Source organism: Paenibacillus taichungensis (assembly GCF_050994985.1).
Lineage (GTDB): Bacteria > Bacillota > Bacilli > Paenibacillales > Paenibacillaceae > Paenibacillus > Paenibacillus taichungensis.
In genome coordinates this window covers 684061-702125 of sequence record NZ_CP194720.1, presented here as the reverse complement: position 1 = coordinate 702125, position 18065 = coordinate 684061, and the positions used below count along the sequence as shown (strand labels likewise).

At 43.9% G+C, this 18065-nt stretch carries 21 protein-coding genes; 5 read left to right on the top strand and 16 right to left on the bottom strand.

The genetic code is table 11. The annotated features are described in order from the left end of the window. Positions 1–22: 22 nt before the first annotated feature. The 5 genes from ACR1R9_RS03275 to ACR1R9_RS03255 form a co-directional block, all read right to left on the bottom strand. Positions 23–550, bottom strand: a complete 528-nt coding sequence (locus ACR1R9_RS03275) for a cysteine hydrolase family protein (RefSeq protein ID WP_076287841.1) — start codon at positions 548–550, stop codon at positions 23–25. 39 nt (positions 551–589) lie between these two features. Next, positions 590–1018: a hypothetical protein gene (locus ACR1R9_RS03270; RefSeq protein WP_076287840.1), complete on the bottom strand. Its 429-nt coding sequence runs from the start codon at positions 1016–1018 to the stop codon at positions 590–592. 42 nt (positions 1019–1060) lie between these two features. After that, positions 1061–1606 (bottom strand): GrpB family protein, encoded by a 546-nt coding sequence (locus ACR1R9_RS03265; RefSeq protein ID WP_433921769.1) that lies wholly within the window; start codon positions 1604–1606, stop codon positions 1061–1063. Between the two features lie 48 nt (positions 1607–1654). Beyond that, on the bottom strand, positions 1655–2518 hold the full coding sequence (locus ACR1R9_RS03260) for a GNAT family N-acetyltransferase (protein WP_433921770.1): 864 nt from the start codon (positions 2516–2518) through the stop codon (positions 1655–1657). Between the two features lie 195 nt (positions 2519–2713). Beyond that, the gene (locus ACR1R9_RS03255; protein ID WP_433921771.1) at positions 2714–4204 is read right to left on the bottom strand and encodes a glycoside hydrolase family 43 protein; all 1491 of its coding nucleotides are present in this window, start codon (positions 4202–4204) and stop codon (positions 2714–2716) included. Positions 4205–4381: 177 nt separating this feature from the next. On the opposite strand from ACR1R9_RS03255, the gene ACR1R9_RS03250 reads away from it, so the two are divergent. Continuing rightward, entirely contained in the window at positions 4382–5284 is a 903-nt protein-coding gene (locus tag ACR1R9_RS03250) for an ArsR/SmtB family transcription factor (protein WP_433921772.1), read from the top strand. An 82-nt stretch (positions 5285–5366) separates the two neighbouring features. Here ACR1R9_RS03250 and ACR1R9_RS03245 read toward each other — a convergent pair whose 3' ends face one another. The 8 genes from ACR1R9_RS03245 to ACR1R9_RS03210 all read right to left on the bottom strand — a co-directional run bounded on the left by ACR1R9_RS03245 (position 5367) and on the right by ACR1R9_RS03210 (position 11172). Beyond that, positions 5367–5828: a DUF6896 domain-containing protein gene (locus ACR1R9_RS03245; RefSeq protein WP_433921773.1), complete on the bottom strand. Its 462-nt coding sequence runs from the start codon at positions 5826–5828 to the stop codon at positions 5367–5369. Between the two features lie 96 nt (positions 5829–5924). Then, positions 5925–6335 (bottom strand): DUF6157 family protein, encoded by a 411-nt coding sequence (locus tag ACR1R9_RS03240; protein WP_433921774.1) that lies wholly within the window; start codon positions 6333–6335, stop codon positions 5925–5927. Between the two features lie 65 nt (positions 6336–6400). Beyond that, positions 6401–6829: a GNAT family N-acetyltransferase gene (locus tag ACR1R9_RS03235; RefSeq protein WP_326066129.1), complete on the bottom strand. Its 429-nt coding sequence runs from the start codon at positions 6827–6829 to the stop codon at positions 6401–6403. A gap of 13 nt (positions 6830–6842) precedes the next feature. Next, a complete protein-coding gene (locus ACR1R9_RS03230) occupies positions 6843–7298 on the bottom strand; it encodes a GNAT family N-acetyltransferase (protein ID WP_175383344.1) in 456 nt (151 codons plus the stop codon). Positions 7299–7466: 168 nt separating this feature from the next. Continuing rightward, complete coding sequence (locus ACR1R9_RS03225) at positions 7467–8693, bottom strand: amidohydrolase (protein WP_326066130.1); 1227 nt, start codon at positions 8691–8693, stop codon at positions 7467–7469. Between the two features lie 126 nt (positions 8694–8819). After that, positions 8820–9521, bottom strand: coding sequence for a DUF1361 domain-containing protein (locus ACR1R9_RS03220; protein ID WP_433921775.1), 702 nt, complete (start codon positions 9519–9521; stop codon positions 8820–8822). Positions 9522–9848: 327 nt separating this feature from the next. Beyond that, positions 9849–10388, bottom strand: coding sequence for a methylated-DNA--[protein]-cysteine S-methyltransferase (locus tag ACR1R9_RS03215; protein WP_433921776.1), 540 nt, complete (start codon positions 10386–10388; stop codon positions 9849–9851). A gap of 79 nt (positions 10389–10467) precedes the next feature. Further along, positions 10468–11172: a DNA alkylation repair protein gene (locus ACR1R9_RS03210; RefSeq protein ID WP_433921777.1), complete on the bottom strand. Its 705-nt coding sequence runs from the start codon at positions 11170–11172 to the stop codon at positions 10468–10470. 176 nt (positions 11173–11348) lie between these two features. On the opposite strand from ACR1R9_RS03210, the gene mgtE reads away from it, so the two are divergent. After that, positions 11349–12719, top strand: a complete 1371-nt coding sequence (gene mgtE, locus ACR1R9_RS03205) for a magnesium transporter (protein WP_326066133.1) — start codon at positions 11349–11351, stop codon at positions 12717–12719. Between the two features lie 133 nt (positions 12720–12852). Here mgtE and ACR1R9_RS03200 read toward each other — a convergent pair whose 3' ends face one another. Continuing rightward, positions 12853–13356, bottom strand: coding sequence for a hypothetical protein (locus tag ACR1R9_RS03200; RefSeq protein ID WP_326066134.1), 504 nt, complete (start codon positions 13354–13356; stop codon positions 12853–12855). 156 nt (positions 13357–13512) lie between these two features. Here ACR1R9_RS03200 and ACR1R9_RS03195 point away from each other — a divergent pair, with 156 nt between their 5' ends. Together ACR1R9_RS03195 and ACR1R9_RS03190 are read left to right on the top strand one after the other, a co-directional pair. Continuing rightward, complete coding sequence (locus tag ACR1R9_RS03195) at positions 13513–14094, top strand: LysE family translocator (RefSeq protein ID WP_076287827.1); 582 nt, start codon at positions 13513–13515, stop codon at positions 14092–14094. Between the two features lie 21 nt (positions 14095–14115). Further along, a complete protein-coding gene (locus ACR1R9_RS03190) occupies positions 14116–14892 on the top strand; it encodes an AraC family transcriptional regulator (RefSeq protein WP_076287826.1) in 777 nt (258 codons plus the stop codon). Positions 14893–15029: 137 nt separating this feature from the next. Here ACR1R9_RS03190 and ACR1R9_RS03185 read toward each other — a convergent pair whose 3' ends face one another. After that, positions 15030–15596, bottom strand: a complete 567-nt coding sequence (locus tag ACR1R9_RS03185) for a hypothetical protein (RefSeq protein ID WP_433921778.1) — start codon at positions 15594–15596, stop codon at positions 15030–15032. 145 nt (positions 15597–15741) lie between these two features. Here ACR1R9_RS03185 and ACR1R9_RS03180 point away from each other — a divergent pair, with 145 nt between their 5' ends. After that, the gene (locus ACR1R9_RS03180; protein ID WP_076287824.1) at positions 15742–16410 is read left to right on the top strand and encodes a phosphatase PAP2 family protein; all 669 of its coding nucleotides are present in this window, start codon (positions 15742–15744) and stop codon (positions 16408–16410) included. Between the two features lie 129 nt (positions 16411–16539). Here the strand turns inward: ACR1R9_RS03180 and ACR1R9_RS03175 are convergent, their stop codons facing one another. After that, positions 16540–17973 (bottom strand): glycoside hydrolase family 1 protein, encoded by a 1434-nt coding sequence (locus ACR1R9_RS03175; RefSeq protein WP_411836333.1) that lies wholly within the window; start codon positions 17971–17973, stop codon positions 16540–16542. Positions 17974–18065 lie beyond the last annotated feature (92 nt).

The following is an 18065-nucleotide window of genomic DNA, read 5'->3' as shown; positions in this document are numbered from 1 at the left end:
TTTTATTAAACGTCAATTCATCTCATCCATTCATTACATTTTCGGTATCCACCACATTCGCAAACATGCTCAGAACCGAATTGTGATGTTCTATAATCTGCTCAGCTTGAAGAATGTTGGAATTCCATGTGCTGTGAGCATCACGAACCAAGGTTACTGCGTAGCCAAGGCTACTTGCTCTGCGACAAGTCGTATCCACGCATATCTCCGTCTGCATGCCAGTCAGAATAAGATCCGTCACTCCGTTTTCTTGCAATTTCAGATTCAGATCTGTTTCATGAAACGAATCCGGTGTCTGCTTTTCAATAATAAGGTCACCCGCGATCGGCGCAATGGACGGATGGATCGTCCAACCTGCCGTTCCACGCTCAAGGGGACTGCCTGCTCCTTCACTGTGCTGAATGTAGATAACGGAGTGACCTTTTTGCCGAGCCTTGGAAATGACATGTTGTATTCTCTGAAGCAATAAGTCCCCCCGATATACGGGATCTGATTCATCGAACATGGCTACCTGAACATCGATTACAAGAAGTGCACAATGAGTTGGCATCTTATATCCTCCTGAAAAATAATATTAAATCAGCACTTGTTATGACTCCTTCTTCCTTTTTCGCGCCGTTAACAAACCTTCCAATCCCAGATCGATCAACACAAATAGTATAGCAGCTAGAACGCCAAATAAGGACAAAACTATCGTTTCTTTAAAATTTAAAATTTCTTCTCCCGCGCCCATGAGCAAATAATAGATATACATACCTAAGACTCCAGCACATGCATAACCCAGTATTCTCAAACTTAGATAAATGACATAATTTGCGAAACGAGATCTGCTCAACAGATAATCCAGCAACAGGGATAACGGTAACCCAATCAATGTGATCAGGGGAGTCGCATATACAAGATAAACAAGAATATAGAAATCAAAGCTGTAAGATTCATTCATGGATATGATACTTGCAATTAAAGTAAAACTAATGATGGTTAGAACGGTCGTCAGAAGCTTTCTTCCAATGTTCATCTCACCACTCCCATAAGGATATCCATCTACAATGAATGTTTCCTATGCGTCAGATTCTCCCGGTTGCCACCCGATTTCTTGGGACCATATATGAGCTTTCTCTAAAATGCTCCACACCATCGGTCCTTTGCCTTCCACGTATTTTGGACGCTGGTCCTTGTATAAAGCCATAAGCCGGTGCTTCTCTTCTGCATATTTCAATCGATCCTCTGGATGTTCCCTCAAATAATCTCTAAAAAGCAAGTTCATCTGCTCAGAGAAACTCCCTGCTTGTCTTACATGTACATGTGTTCTCCTGCTTCCGGGCACTTCACGAAAATATCGCTTGGTTTTATCGGGATTTTCTTCTCTAAATACGAAGCCGGCCGCTTCGATTTCTTGTTTGTAGTTAGGTAATTCTTCGTAATTGGATACGGAAATTTGTATATCTATGATCGGTTTGGCGTCCATTCCGATGATGGAAGTTGATCCGACATGGTCAATCCGCACAGCCTTTTCACCCAACGCCTCTCTTAATCTCATCCCGGTTTCGAGGAACATTGGCCTCCAAGCAGGATCATACGTTGCAATTCTCCATTGATCTTCCATGTAGTCCTCCCTTCGATTTCATTAAGTATAGTTTCTATAATCATTTCTCTACACGACTCTATAAACCAAGTGAGATGTTTCCTCTCCTGAAAGAAAACCTAATCTGGTATATAAATAGTCAGCCTTATTTCCTAATGTAACGAACAAACGAATGGTTGGAGAGAAACCTTCCAGATGAGAAATCGCCTTGGATAACATATATCTTCCCAAACCCTGATTACTATAGCACGGCTTAACTGCTATATCATACACAAGAGGTATATCCTCCCACATCGAAATCAAACAAAATCCAACAACCTCGTTTGTCTTTTTATCTACTAAAACCGATGATGCATTCAATAGCTCATCCTGACGGTTATGTTCAAAATAATAACTCACGTCATCCCGATATGTATCCAGATTTCCCTCATCCATTCCTCCACGATATGATTCGTTCATGACTTGAACAATGCTTGGCAAATGTTCCAGTTGGGGTTTAATACAAATACAATCAGTATGGAGGTCATTTTCGATCTTCTCTGTAGGTCTAATCATACATTTCCTTGTGTTTAAAACTTCGAAACCAGCCGACTTCAACACATCAATATGTTCAGCCAGAACATTGTAAGCATCTACTTTTGACTGCCCCCCTGGATTTTGAATGGCATAATTCTTTAAGAAATGAACCATATCTACAGTCAACATGGATGGAGGGATCATAAAGAAAGAACCAAGTTCATTACTTGTCAAAGAAATCCCTCCCACTCGTTGATTATCTTGATAGATCCAATAACAATCACTTGCGTCTAGCATCATTTCTTGAAGGTATGCCCAGCTCGGTCTAAACCAGATATTCTTTCTATACGTCGCAAAATACTTGGCATAGCTAGTTTGATTCGCTGCTACTAACGAATATGAAGTCTTATCACTCATTGCCTTCTCCCTCTCTACTACAACTTACTTCTCGGTGGTTATCCAAATATGTTGTTATCTATATTTGATTCTCAGCATACAACTCATTCTTTGCTACGGCTATATAATACATAAACACGTGTTACTACACTTTTGTTTGAGAAAACACAAGAATTCAAAAAAAGAGAAGGAACAAAAGTCCCTCCCCTTACCTTTTCAGATATAATCACACTTAAATTTAGAAAACTCAGCTACAGAACCTTCTCCGCTCGCATATAGACCAATGAGCACCCCTGTAAATCCCCCAGCAACTTCCGAGGAAAGGTATTTCGTCTGTGCTGTACCTAAGAGGGTGTCCTTGCCATCTGCATGAATCAGGAAGCTGTAGCGTTCATGGCTTGCCTGTATAACCAATGTGGCATGATGATTACTTCCCAGTTCCACTTCATTTTCGACTGATTTGATATCCCCAATATTCAGACGTTCAATTACCTTATACCCGCTCTGCTCTTTGCGAATGGCCAAGTCATAATGGTGCTGTTCATCCATGTAGATGGTGATGCCTGCCTCGCCATTCGTAAGACTAACGTCAACAGAGATGGTCGCGTCAAAGTCTTTTTGACGTAGGCCAATGAATGTCGGGGATGCTGGAACATCCAGTGTCACTTCAGTTCCTTTTAACTTTATGTTGCCTTGCTCTAACAAGTAATTTTCTGTATTGGGATGACGAAGATAACACCAGTCCAGATTCCAATCCGTGTTCTCGAACGTATAGGTTTTTTTCTCTTGTTGAACAACTGTGTCAGAGATACGATCAGTGTCAAAACTCATAAGCGTCGTACCATTATGTCCTGCCGTAAACCAGCCTTCTTCGTCAAAGGTAACTGGCGTAAGGAATACTTCCCGGCCCAGATGATGATAGGTGAGCCACTGTCCACTCTGACGGAATCCCAAATGGAAAATCCACCAGTTGCCTGCCTCGTCCTGAATCAGGTCGCCATGGCCAACCCCCTGCAGTTCATAACCACCCAGATTACGGTTGGTCAGAACAGGATTCTTGGCATAGGGCTCGAAAGGACCGGAAGGAGAATCTCCCCGCGCATACGTGACCATATGACCGTATTCGGTTCCGCCTTCAGATGCCATGAGGTAATAGTAACCATTCATTTTATACAAATGTGGGCTTTCCAGATAACGTCCGCCTGATCCTTGCCATACTGAACGACTTGGGGTCTTTTTGTTACCTGTTTCAATGTCAATTTCACACTGAATGATTCCCCCAATTCCTTCATCGTCGGTTCCGTTGCTCATAAAGAAGGCCTTACCATCTTCAAAATACAAATCCGGATCGATTCCCCCTTGATCCACAATAATCGGTTCTGACCACTCCCCGTATATATCATCAGTCCATATATAGAAATTCTGACGCGTGGTGTCGTTCGTCGTGGTCATATAGAATCGCCCGTTGTTGTATCGAATTGTGGGGGCGAAAACTCCGCCGGAGCTGCTTACGGTCTCCAGATGAATCTGGCTTTTTCGGGTTAAACAGTGACCGATTTGCGTCCAGTTCAATAAATCTTTGCTTTCAAAAAGCGGGACACCCGGAAAATACTGAAAAGAACTGCACACCAGATAATAAGTGTCATTCACCTTGCAGATGCTCGGATCTGGATAGAACCCTTTAATGACGGGATTATTGTATTTCACTTGAGCCACCTCTTTTTCTCTAATTTACATTTTTAAGAATCCAACTTCATAAGCAGATAAAAAAATTAAACACTATCGCAATCATTCTTTCAATGCGTTAGAGTTGAAGAGTCAAGTTAATTTCGTTAAATTAATATATATATGATTTCAATAGATCTGGTTAGGAGATTGTTAAGGATGATCAAAGCGAACGGAGATCCAAAATTCATACCGTTATACGAAGCGCTGGCAAGCGAGGTTAGATGGAGGATCATGGATATGATTGCATCTAGCGAAATGAATGTGAAGGATATTGCAGCAGCGTTAGAACTTAGCCCCTCCATCGTCACCATGCACATACGAAAGCTTGAGCAAGCCGGACTGATCGATAGCCGTCGGATACGCCTGAATGGAGGCACGCACAAATTGTGTTTCCTCAAACAAAATAACATCGAGATCGAACTACCATCCGCCAGCCGGACAGCAAGGATTAGAGAGCAGACGATTTCGGTAGGACACTATACTGCATTTGAAGTCTATCCTACCTGCGGTCTTGGGACGCATGAGAAAGAAATCGGTGTTTGGGACGACCCACGCTACTTTCTTGATCCTGAGCGGGTTCACGCTGCCATCCTTTGGTTTGGAAGAGGTTATGTCGAATACAAAACACCTAACTATATGCTTCCTGACGAGACTGCTAACTCCATTGAGATTTCAGTGGAACTGGCTTCTGAAGCCCCGGGTTTAAGAGATCATTGGCCATCGGATATCCAATTTACGTTTAACGGCATTTCGCTTGGAACGTGGACAAGCCCCGCTGACTTCGGAAGAGCTGCCCGAGGCAAATATACACCAACATGGTGGCATCGTAATGTGAATCAATATGGATTATTAAAGACAATTCGTGTTGATAGCTCGGGTACGTATATGGATGGAGAGCGGATGTCAGACGTGACGATCGAGGATATCCAACTGGAGCAGCCATTTTGGACGCTTCGTTTCACGGTTGACGAGGAGGGGGCTAACGTCGGAGGATTAACACTTTATGGTTCCGGGTTCGGCAATCATGACCAGGATATTGTCATACGCGTACAACGCTAATCTTTCTTAATGTAGTAACGAATAATCCCGTTCTTCTCTTCAAACGTATTCCTTTGAATGAACGGGATACTGCTGTACGTAGTTAAAGAAGCTTTCTATATTCAACACCATGAACATGAATCAACACGTTCTGGGCTGCCAATCTTTCAAATAAATTCAACATATCCCCAAAGGGATTTTCGAAATAGGCAATCAGGTGTTCATAATTTGCAGTGGATTTCAAAAAGTTATAAAAAAAATAAGGGTCCATGTTACCCACATCATTTTTACTGCCGAGGGAAACCTCCAACGTTTGCCCTGTTTCTGCATTCTCGAACATGCAATGCTCTCCATGGACATCGAAATGCCAGTTTCCACTCAGATATTCTTCACCGTTTAATACTTCTTCATTAGAAAGCAAGTGGTACGCTCCATTGATGATCTCTTCCTTTTCAGCCTGGCTGGTTTCTGAAATCAATTTGTCGATCAGTTCTTGTGCAACTCTTTTGTATGTTTCCATTGCTTCCAATAATGTATCAGTTGTTTCTTTGGTTAAAGCGTGCATCTCTTACCTCCTGCTTGTAACGGTTGTCTTGAAGTCCCTTCAATGTGGCCCTATGTTTGTTTTTATTCTTTGTACTTGGTGCTCCAACGGATAGAGCTATTGACGACTCGAACGCATCGCCTTTACATGTTTTAAACTGCTGTCGTTTAAGAACTCTTTATAGGCTTCGGATTCAACGGCGTAGATCGCCACTTTTCCTTGTGAGTTATGATGAATACCCCAACCGTAACGCTTACCCAACGAAGAAGTACGAAGACAGGGTTGTCCCTTAGAGAAAAACTTGGTTCTCTCTATGGATCTTTGCTCGTAGGGTATATCATTGCGCTGCGCGAACACTTCAAACATGACATCCTCTTGCGTATATTGATAAGGGTGGTTTGTTATCATTTCATATTGTAAAACTGGAACGGTTTTGCCGCCGTTTTTGGCTTTGGGGATCTCTGCCACTTTAACAGGACAATCTTCTGCTGCTGCAATAAAAGTTTCATAATAGTTCATGTCTTTCATCTATATATCCTCCCATCTATTCAAAAAAAATATGGATACGAATATACAATCAAGCTTGAGCTGTTTTATAAATATTTCTTAAAAGCCTTGCTGGATTCCCCATCGTACCCTAACTTCGTGTAGAAGCCGTGTGCTTCGTACCTGGATGAACCACTGGTGAGAAACACCTTTATACATTTTTTCTGTTTGCATACATCCTCTATATACTTCATAAGTTCAGATCCATATCCCTTGCTCTGCACATGCTCCGTAATGATAACCCGCTCAACCACGCCAAAAGGTCTATTTTCCACCAAAGCATCCAGACAAATATGTAAATGCGCAGTCCCAATAACCTGATCATCGACTTCGTAAACAAATAAGAAACTGTTGGGATTATCCCTTACTTCTTCAATCCGCTCCGCCAGTACCTTCGTATTCAGGTTGTTCGGTAATAATTCTTTGTACAACCTTTCAATAACCTCGACATCCCTTGCTTCGGCCTCTCTGATCATCAGGTACCACTCCTCAATTTATATAATAACTTAATATGATGTCACCATTGTCCTCGAATTCACCCGTCTCCTGAAACCCGGATTTCTTATATAAAGCGTTTGCCACCATGTTGTGCGGCACATGAGATACCCTGATTTGCTTGCAATCGGTTCTCTCTTTTAACTTATGAATCACTTCCTTGATCGCCAGTTTGGCGTATCCTTTCCCCTGGTATTTCTCATCAATCATGAATCGAAGTATCCAATAAAACCCGTCATTATATATCTCATTATCAAATAAAATAAAACCCACCATGCGGTCCTCTGCAAAAATTCCATATGGCTTCGAGGTGATCTCCTTCGTCGCATGTATTAAGGAGTCTGCATTACTTGCTACCAAATTCAGTTGGTCTTCACGCGGTTTAAGCTGAATACACTCTAATTCGTTTTCTGGGGTTATAAGTTGTAGGTGCACTTGCTCTGTTGACACATCAATCTCTCCTTGCGCTCAAATGATGACTAGATCCATCATAACCCAAAAAGTGGTATATGCGAACAGTTTCTTCCTCTTTTTTCACCTGCTGATTAGCAGTTCTTTCCTTACAGATCCAGAACAAAAAAACCACGGTTTCCCGTGGTCCATCCATTCGAGTATGCTCTATTCTACTGATCCACTTACCAGTCTTCCTTCAAACCATACCGCTTGTCGCGCAGACCTTCTGGCAACCGCCTCTGCCGAGCAGCTGGCTTCTACCAGTACAAAACTAGCTGTATCCCCTACCTTCGGCCATACCTGTTGGCCCTCTGAATCCAGTGGAGTGATACCACTTGTGACAAATGCAAGAGACTGAGCCAAGGAGCGTTCATCGTTATACCCGTACAGTTCGGCGAAACGGCCGGCTTTCTCCAGTTGATCTCCATTGCCAAACGGTGACCAGTGATCCGTCAGACTGTCTGTCGCCAGCTTCACGTTCACCCCATGTTTATGGAGCATCGGAAGGGGCATCATCATTTTACCGATAGGCACGGTCGAAGCAACGTTCATACCAAGGGAAGCCATCCGCATGGCCATATTTTCCGCTTCTTGCTGCTCCGCACGAGCGAACCAGAACGCATGACTTACGGTAACTTTACCCTGAAGTCCTGCTTCTTCGGTCAAGTCAGCCAATTGTAGCAACGTTTGTTTACCCGGTTCTCCAGAATCATGCAAATGAATATCGATGCCTGCCTGATACTGGACAGCCAGTTCGACCATTACATTTAGCGATTTCTCAATATGCTCGTCCACAGTGTGAGGATCAAGTCCACCTACATGAGTAGCCCCTTCCGCCATGGCTTGACGCATGAGTTCAACCGAATTAGAGCGGAGAAGTCCATGCTGCGGGAAAGCGACGATTTCAGAGGATATTTTGCCCGAAAATGACTCCAATGCCTGCTTTGTAGCTTCCAGCCGTTTCAACCCACTGACCGGTTCAATATTGCAATGACTGCGCACATGGGTGGAACCGTATCCCTGAATCAGGCTCAGAATGCTCTCCGCCTGACGCTTTGCATCGGGTAATAGCTTGGGCAGCAACACTTTCTCTTCTTCGATACGTTCGAAAATGCTGGAGATGCGTCGAACCGCTTTCCATGGTGCATCATAATACGTTTTATCCAAATGAATATGGGCTTCCTCGAACGAAGGCAGCAGCAGCAATCCTTTACCATCAACCTTTGGCAACTCTCTTGTTAATTCCGTATCCCCGTCCATGATGGCTGCAATGACTCCATCTTCAATCCGCAGATGACCAAGGCTCGTCCGGGTGCCAGTTACCTGCCCATCTTCCATCACATAACTTTGCTCCAATGATACGTTGGTTAACCAGTATTCCTGCTTCAACATGGTCACTCCCTCTTTCCACTCGGTCTATCTAGCATCGAGTACCGATTCATCTTCTGTGGTCAATGGTACCATAGGACCTCATTCAGCAAAAATAGTTAAAACGTTGGTGTTCCATACGATTATCGTCTAGATATTATTGGACTTCCCCATTAGTATACGAAGTGTAATATATCCCAAAACTTGAATCACAAATACCATAGCCACAAATTCAACCAGAATGCTGTTGCCTGCATTTAAATCAGTCATGATATCCTTCAAAATTAGACCGGGTTGCTTCAAGACATCCCAACTATTCCACCGATTAAATCTCCCGATATATACCCCTAGACTGCTCAGAAGTAAAACAACGCCTACAACTACCATACCGCTAAATGGGTTTAATCGTTTATTTAACAATTTGTGAATTTGATGTATCGAGCAAATGGATAGAAGTAAACCCAGTATGGCTAAGACAAATGTTAGGCTGAGGCTATACCAGAAATCAATATTAACCCAGAATTTAGTTTCCCCCTGAGGATCAAAGTATCTGAATGCATGCAAAATTTCTGTGAAAAGATATGCCGAATTCGGTAGAAAGAACAACCAGCCTGCACACATTACCCCGACTAGTGCGATGCTCGTTCTTGCAAGTTTCTTATTGCTTACATAACTAATCGTTGATGAAATGATGAATGGAACCCATGCTAAAAAAATGTCCCACGTTAAAAATTGATACATGTTCGTGTTTGATTTGGTACGTAAGTACACAGCAACAAGTAGACAACCTATAGTAGCAACGATTAAAACACTACCCATTTTTAAATAAATTGTATTTTTAATATTGTTCATTTCTTCGCTTCGATTTCCCTTTCCTTGGTGGTATGCAAGTGCAGTCCTGATAACCTGATCATCGATTTCATAAACGAACTGTGACTCCGCCTTCCTAGTAATACACGTCCATCATAACCCAAAATGTGGTATATGCGAAAATAGCGGCGTGAACCCAGAAGGAAGACAAAAACTTTACTTTCGCAATATTTCCGTTCATCTTCCATTCTTCTACCATTAGAGAATGCAAAAAAAACAGGCACTAGGGAAGTGCCTGTACATATTTAGAACCGAGCTAAGTACTTAGCTAATAGTTCACTGCTTCTTTTTTATATGAAAATAGGATGATCAGAAATTAAACCGCGCATGGCCGCCATCCGTCACGCCTTCAATCTGTTCAATATCCAGTAGTCTTCGCTTCATCTCCAGTCCTCCGCGAAAACCGGTCAGCTTGCGGTTGGCACCGATAATGCGATGACACGGCAGCAGCACCGGAATGGGGTTGGCTCCATTGGCTGCCCCAACAGCTCGTACCGCTGAAGGTCTTCCCACCGCTGCGGCAATGTCGCCATAGGTTCTTGTCTCACCATATGGAACATTCCCCAACTCCGCCCATACCTGCTGTTGGAATGTTGTTCCGATCAAATCAAGTGGAATTTCGTCTGTGAAAGCCACCTTGTCTCCCGCAAAATAGGATTGCAGCCAATCCATCATGCCCGTCTGCTTCAACGCTGCTTCATTCTCTTCGAGCTCCACTCCAGGAGCAATTCGGCCAATCCAACTACTCCAATCTTCCAGCGTTTCATTGGGCATGATGACCCGGCATAGCCCTTTTTCGGTGGCAAGCAATACCCACGGACGACCGTCTAACTCCATTTTGGTCCACATGATGCTCTTTCTCATAGGTCAATCGTCCTTTCCCCTCGTAGGTTTTTTATCTGGTTTCTTTTCTCGTTATGCACACATACTACACACGAACCGTTTTTTTCATTTTCCGTTTCATGCTGCGGATGATCTGCTTCGTCTCCGGATCAACACGATAGGACTCCGTTATTTTCTGAAGAGCCTTATTATACGTAAAGTCGTCCAAGGTATTGTCCTGCAAATAACGCATCGTGGCTTCTGGCTGTTTCACATACGCGATGGAAATTGCCCAGGCCACTGCCATTTTCACATAGTACCCTTCGTGATGAATGGTATCTAATGAAGCAAGCACTCTGCTGATATATTTTTCTTCCATATAAAAGTTCAACAGCATCACAACCCCGAAGCGAATGTCATATTCCTGGTTGGATACCAGAAAGGGCTGCAAGAACTGCCACACTTGATCCAGATGTGCCTTTGTATATTTCAAACCACCGCAGAAACTGTCGCATACTGACCAGTTATCTATTTTGGGAACAAACCAGGCAATATGCTGCAGGAGTTCCTCGATATCTGCTTGGGCATGACCGATGACCATCGCTTGCAACATCACTTCTTCAAAATAATCATCATCGGCGGTTTTCAGGTAGGCACGCCAGTCCTCTTTGACGATTTGTTTCGCCATCTTGCGTATTTCAGGCAGTCTCACACCTAACAGATTCGTGATATTCGGAATGAGCGCAGCCGAGAATTTCTGATATTCCGGTTCGACCAGAGATAACAATTGTGTTCTTACAACCGATTCCACATGTCTCCTCCTCATCGGGTTTTCTACAACAAGTATATCCCGGCAGCATCCATTTGTAAGCCCATATCGAATGTTTTAGCAAGATTACAATATCCATTTCTCGTGGTCACTGTTTAACTTTCATTCCATTTCGTTTAAGAATACGGAGTTGAATCCATTTAGAAAGGAGACTACATATGAATCGATCCCATCCCAAAAAAGATTTTTCGGTTGAAGAGATTACGGAGCTCCTTGTGCAATTCGTGCAAACCCAAAACCTGACCGAGTTTTATAAATGGGCCAAAGAACTTCATCCCTATGACCTTTCTCTCGTATATAAAAAGTTCCCTGAACAAGAGACGAAACGCTTCTTGCTCTTATTCAAACCGGACGTGCTCGCCGACATGGCAGAAGCGCTCACGCTTCACGAACAGGTGCATCTATTCGAACATTTAGGCCCGGAGCGCACTCTTGAAGTCATGCAGCAAATGGACAAAAGTGATCTGATTCGCTTCATGCATGATCTGCCCCTCCAACGCAGAGAAGAACTGCTGTCCAATATGAATCTCGATCATTCCGCCATTATCCGCTCCGTGCTGAACTATCCACCGGAAACGGCTGGACGGATCATGACCGATCGTTACCGTACGCTGTTATCGCATGAAACCGCAAAGGAAGCACTGAGAGAATCGCAGGCTACGCTGCACATTCCTGCAACCAGTTATCTGTATGTCACCGATGATGAAGGCAAACTGGTCGGAGTCGTGAGTTATCAATCCCTTGCTCAGGCAGATCACAACACCAAAGTAGAAGAGCTGATGACTCGGCGTGTCATCCATGCAACAGTTGATATGGACCAGGAAGAAGCTGCACAGCTGTTGCAACGTTATGAGTTTATGGCTTTACCTGTCGTGGATGAAAACCGCAGATTATGCGGTGTTATCCAAATGGATGATGTCATTGATATTATTATGGACGAAGCCAGTGAAGACATCGCCAAGATGGGTGGCGGCAGTAAAGACATCGATTTTGATACCAAACCATTGGTTGCCGTCAGACGTCGCCTTCCATGGCTGATTTTATTGTTATTTATCGGATTGATCTCAGGCAGCATCGTGGATTTTTTCGAAGACACACTGAATCAGGTTGTGGCACTGGCGTTCTTCATGCCCATGATAGCCGGTATGACGGGGAATACGGGTACACAATCCCTTGCAGTGGTTGTACGTGGCTTGATTGGACGCAAGCTGGACAAGGCCACAGTGCTCGCGCTTATTGGCCGAGAGATTAAAGTAGGCACAATGATTGGACTTGTATGCGGTTTGCTGATCACGGTCATCGCCTATTTCTGGCAAGGTGACTGGCTGCTCGGAGCGATTATTGGAGTATCACTATTCTTCACCCTGGTTATCGGAACACTGACCGGTACTTGTATTCCTCTTCTGCTCAGTCGTTTCAAAGTGGACCCTGCGGTCGCCTCCGGCCCATTAATCACAACGTTGAATGATATATTGTCGTTGTTTATCTATTTCGGTATCGCTACTCGTTTTCTGGATGCCTTAATGTAAATTAACCTTTCAGTCTTTATTCATTGAACAGGTGTTTTGCTACAGTAACCAAAAGACTCAACTTCCTCTGTACATACAGTGAGGTTGAGTCTTTTGGTGTTGTTTTTAATCTAAAGGAGAACTGCCTTATGCTTCATTTTAATGTATTTGCTATTTCAACTAATGTTTGATAATCGTATAACGGTTCAAGATTGTTATTTTTTCCTGAAATAAGAGAGTAAGTTAAACCCTCGTTTCTCCAATAGATGGCACTTACATGTCCGTCTCCTTGGTCCCATGTTTGAGAGCCATTAGATAATTTTAAACCTTTCTTCCCCTTCGGAGGCGTATCCACCTTTGAATTTGTAATCATAGTGATCAGGTTCAATCCTTCGTCGGTATTGGCATACGTGATTTCTACTGCTTCAAATGTACCATTGGTATCTAAAATCCTCGCTGATTTTTGAGTAACTTGGAAAGGAACTGACGGTTGATTGATTTCAAAAGGGGTCCTGGCTTCAGCCTCTTCAAATGAAATTTCAACTGGAGGACTCAGATCCAAATTATTGATTGGTTGGTCACCTTCCCCATTTTTTAAGCAAGCAGACAATAAAAGAGGTATCATACATAGGAACAGCAATTTACTGACAGTTTTCATTTAATCACCTCGATATCAAAGTAGTTACTTCCATGACGTTTCTATTATCTGGAAAGTTATGTTTTTTTCTGCTCATGTGCAATCTGCTGCAATAATGTACTATAAGCCAATGCCTCCCCGGAGTATGATCATGTAACTACAACTCGGGGAGGCCCTATGAATCTTACATCTTTTTTCATCTATTGTATTGTCGTTACCTTCACACCAGGCCCCAGCAATATTGTGATTCTCACTTCCGTCGGACAGGTTGGTCCCCGGAAAACGATGGAGTATGTGTGGGGTGCCACCGTTGCATTTGGCTTATTACTTGCTGCTTCTGCTCTTCTCAATCATGTACTTGCTGAGGTATTGCCTGGTATTCTCCAAGTGATGCAGATCGTGGGTAGTGTTTATATGATATATCTGGCTTATCAAGTCTATAAAATGGGTTCCACCGAGACGGGATCGAAGCAAGTTACGGGGTTTCTAAACGGTTTAATCATGCAGTTTGTGAATCCAAAAGTAGTTCTGTTCACGTTCACAGTTATTCCCAGTTATGTTCTGCCGTACTACGATAGCACCATGTCAACGTTTCTGTTCGTGATCATTATTACCATCATCGGCTTCCTGGCCTATTCCAGTTGGGCCGTGTTTGGCTCCATCTTCAGAACCTTACTTAATCGTCATCAAAAAGCAGTGAGTATCCTAATGGCCCTTTTTTTGTTATACTCAGCCATTATGGTATCGGGAATCATCTAACGCGCGGGAGGTGTGTGCAGCATGGAATTGTTTAACTATAAGAAATCACAGGACGTACTGGCTCTATCCGCCAGCTTTACGGATTTCACCTATAAAAAGCATTGCCACGAGGAATATGCAGTAGGAGTCACGCTTCGCGGTATTCAGCAATACCATCTGGACGGACATTATCAGGCCTCCCACAAAAACGGCGTGATGTTATTCAACCGGGAGCAGTCCCACGATGGAAGTTCCTATGACAAAGCCGGCATAGACTATGTCATGCTATATCTGAAGCCGGATTTGGTCGAAGAGGTTCTAGGGAAAAAGGAATTGCGTTTTAATAGCCCCATCGTCTATGACCCTGTGCTTGCACGAAGCATCCTGATGCTGAATGATGCTATTCAAAAAGGACAGGATGAAGCGAAATGCAGTGAACTGCTTTTGGGCCTGTTGCAATTACTCTCCCAGTCGGAAATGGACACCAAGTTGTGGCGGCCTCAGGACAATCTGGTTCGAAAAGCGAAAGAAATGATGTTTTGCAGTATTGAAGATGTGCTGAAACTGGACGACCTGTGTGCGGAATTCAACATGTCCAAGTTTCAATTTATCCGCGAGTTCAAGTCCCATGCTGGCATATCGCCTTACCAGTTTTTTCTGAATTGCAAGGTGGAGCGTGCCAGACAGTCCATTGAAACGCATAAGGATGTTTACTCCGCTGTAGCCGAATGTGGTTTTGTCGACCTGACTCATCTGAACAGACACTTTAAACGAGTATTCGGTATCACGGCTTATGAATATATGCTGCAGTTAAACTAATTTAATCGGTACGATTATCCGACCAAATGTATTAAATCCCCGCTTGGAACGCGAGTTTACCTCAATGTTCCACACGGGGATTTTCTTTTCCCTTCCGTTGCCGTGCTACCATTCTCCCTTAAATCAGATCCTAGCATTCACGCGCGCTTCTTCCTTCTCCAGATCCAGCCACTTACCAATACAAGCAATAGAATAACCCCACCATATATTATGAGATAAAATGACCAACTTCGTCCTTGATCGTTTTTTTCAAAATCAGCCTGACTCACTACTTTTCCTGCTCCCAGCAGCTTCAACGCGTCTCCAGCTTGATCAATGGAAACATTGCCACTGCAAAGATTCGTATGCAACTTATCGTCCATTTTATTCTGATAAGCAAAGATCAGATAGGATTGGTTCTTATCCAATTGAATCCCACAAGATTCCGAACCGGCATCATTACCCATGACAGTCATTCGTTTAGAAGAAACACCCTTCCATGCGGTATCCACTTCAAAGGTATATGCTCTCACTCGGTCAGTGCTAAATATCTGCACCCCACCCCTTTTCACCACTTTACCTGTAAAAACCGCCGTAGACGTCTTCAATTTCTCTTGGGCGTTCGATTCTACGCAGCTGCAAGCATAAGCTTTCTCCCCAGGAAATACCGTGTAACCAAATCCAACCAACAACAATATCAATGCAAACCATACTAAGCGCTTCATCCTTTCACCCCCGGCTCAGATTGCAACACCCTTCTTGTAATCGTTCACATTTTGTTTGAAGCTATATTTATTGTAAGATTATAGCATAATACGAATATTGTATTGAGCATCATCAGAATTCAGACACCTTGGAGGAAACCGTCACTTGAATCAGACTTTGAAAAAGAATATCTCCATCCCGCTGCTCGTTGCAGCGTTATGTCTCATTGCATTTGTAAGCATCGCCCTGTCCATCAGCGACAACCAGATCCACGTCTTTGACGATACCTTGATTGGTTGGATTCAGGGCATGGAATCACCCGGAATGACACGATTGATGCAGCTCTTTACCTGGATTGGCAGCGAGGTGCCTGTGGTTGTCATTACCATTCTCGCCATGCTTGTGCTGTATATCTACCTCAGGCACAAACGCGAGCTGCTCTTCCTGGCTTGTGTTATTACGGGCTCGACTTTGCTCAATGCATTGATTAAGCTGGTATTCCAGCGCGCCAGACCTACGATTAACCGGATTATTGAGGTGAGTGGTTATAGCTTCCCGAGTGGCCATTCCATGGCAGCGTTCAGCTTGTATGGCGGCCTGGCCTTCTTAATCTGGAAGCATGTACCGACAGCGACTGGACGCGTACTCATGATTATCGTGAGTGCGATCTTCATCCTGACGATTGGAATGAGCCGAATTTATTTGGGGGTGCACTATCCCAGTGATGTCGTGGGTGGGTACTTTCTGAGTGGATGCTGGCTTGCCGTATGCATATGGTTCTATCAGCGACATCTGGAACGCCTTTCCCTGTTACAGTCCCAACCTCTCGCTTAAGCTTTTTCGATCACCATGCAATGATCCAACCCATGCTTGAAAACAAACCAAACGTAAAGAACCTCATGGGTGCATCAGGCACCAATGAGGTTCTTTTACGTCATTATGGATCTATTTTACAGTGGCAACTTAGAGCTCCTCGCCATTGGATTCAATGACTTTTTTGTACCAGTGGAAGCTCTTCTTGGGTGTTCTGCTCAAATCACCATTGCCATCATTGTCCTTGTTCACATGAATGAAGCCATAACGTTTCTTCATCTCGCCTGTGGATGCGCTGACCAAGTCGATACATCCCCACATCGTGTAAGCGATAAGCTCCACACCGTCGGCAACGGCTTCTTTCATTTGTTCGATGTGACCTCTCAAATAATCAATGCGATAGTCATCCTGAATGGAGCCATCTTCCTCTACTACGTCCACTGCACCCAATCCGTTCTCCACAACCATCAATGGAATCTGATAACGGTCATACAGGTGATTCAGCGTGTAACGCAATCCTTTAGGATCGATCTGCCAGCCCCAGTCTGAAGCTTCCAGATACGGATTTTTGATGCCGCCCAGCAGATTTCCCTCTGCTCTATCCAACGACTCATCCGCACTCTCGACCAAGGACATGTAATAGCTAAAGGAATAGAAGTCCACGCAGCCTTCACGCAGAGTCTGTGCATCTTCCGGCTGCATCTCGATCTGGATGCCTTCTTCGGCGAAGAAACGTTTGGCGAATCCAGGGTATGCTCCACGAACCTGTACGTCTCCACAGATCATGTTGGACAGCTGGTCCTTCTTCTGCGCGAGCAAAATATCGTCCGGGTTGCATGTATTCGGATATGTTGTCATGAAAGCGACCATACAGCCGATTTGGAAATCAGGATTGATTTCATGTCCCAGCTTCACCGCTTTTGCACTTGCAACAAATTGGTGATGCAGCGCCTGGAAGCGGGTCTGAGGATCATCAACTCCATCGATCAAAGTCTCTTTGCCTTCAAAAAGGATACCTGCAGCCATATAAGCCCCCATTGGCATCGTCAGACAGTTAATCTCATTAAAGGTCAGCCAGTATTTCACCTGATCTTTGTATCGGTTGAAGAGGGTTGTACAATATCGGATATAACAATCAATCACTTCGCGCGAAGCCCAACCGTTATATTTCTGGGTCAGACCAAATGGTGTCTCGTAGTGAGAAATGGTCACGAGCGGCTCAATGTTGTACTTTTTCAACTCGTCAAAGACGTTGTCATAGAACTGCAATCCCTCTTCGTTTGGCTCCAGATCATAACCGTTCGGGTAGATTCTGGACCAGTTAATGGACATGCGGAACATTTTGAAACCCATTTCGGCCATCAGGGCAATATCCTCTTTGTAATGACCATAAAAATCAACCGCTTCATGGCTCGGATAATACGTGCCCTCTTCCAGTACAGGCGTAATCCGCCGTGGTGTTGTGTGCGTTCCACCTGTCATCATATCGGAAGTACTTGGGCCTTTACCACCCTTGTCCCATCCACCTTCAAACTGATTGGCAGCCGTTGCGCCACCCCAGAAAAATCCGTCTTTCATCGACATCATCCATTCCTACTTCATGATCTTTCTAACACTATACATCCAGTGTACCACCCATACCCTGACACCTATTGTCATGGTATAATGTCGGCATG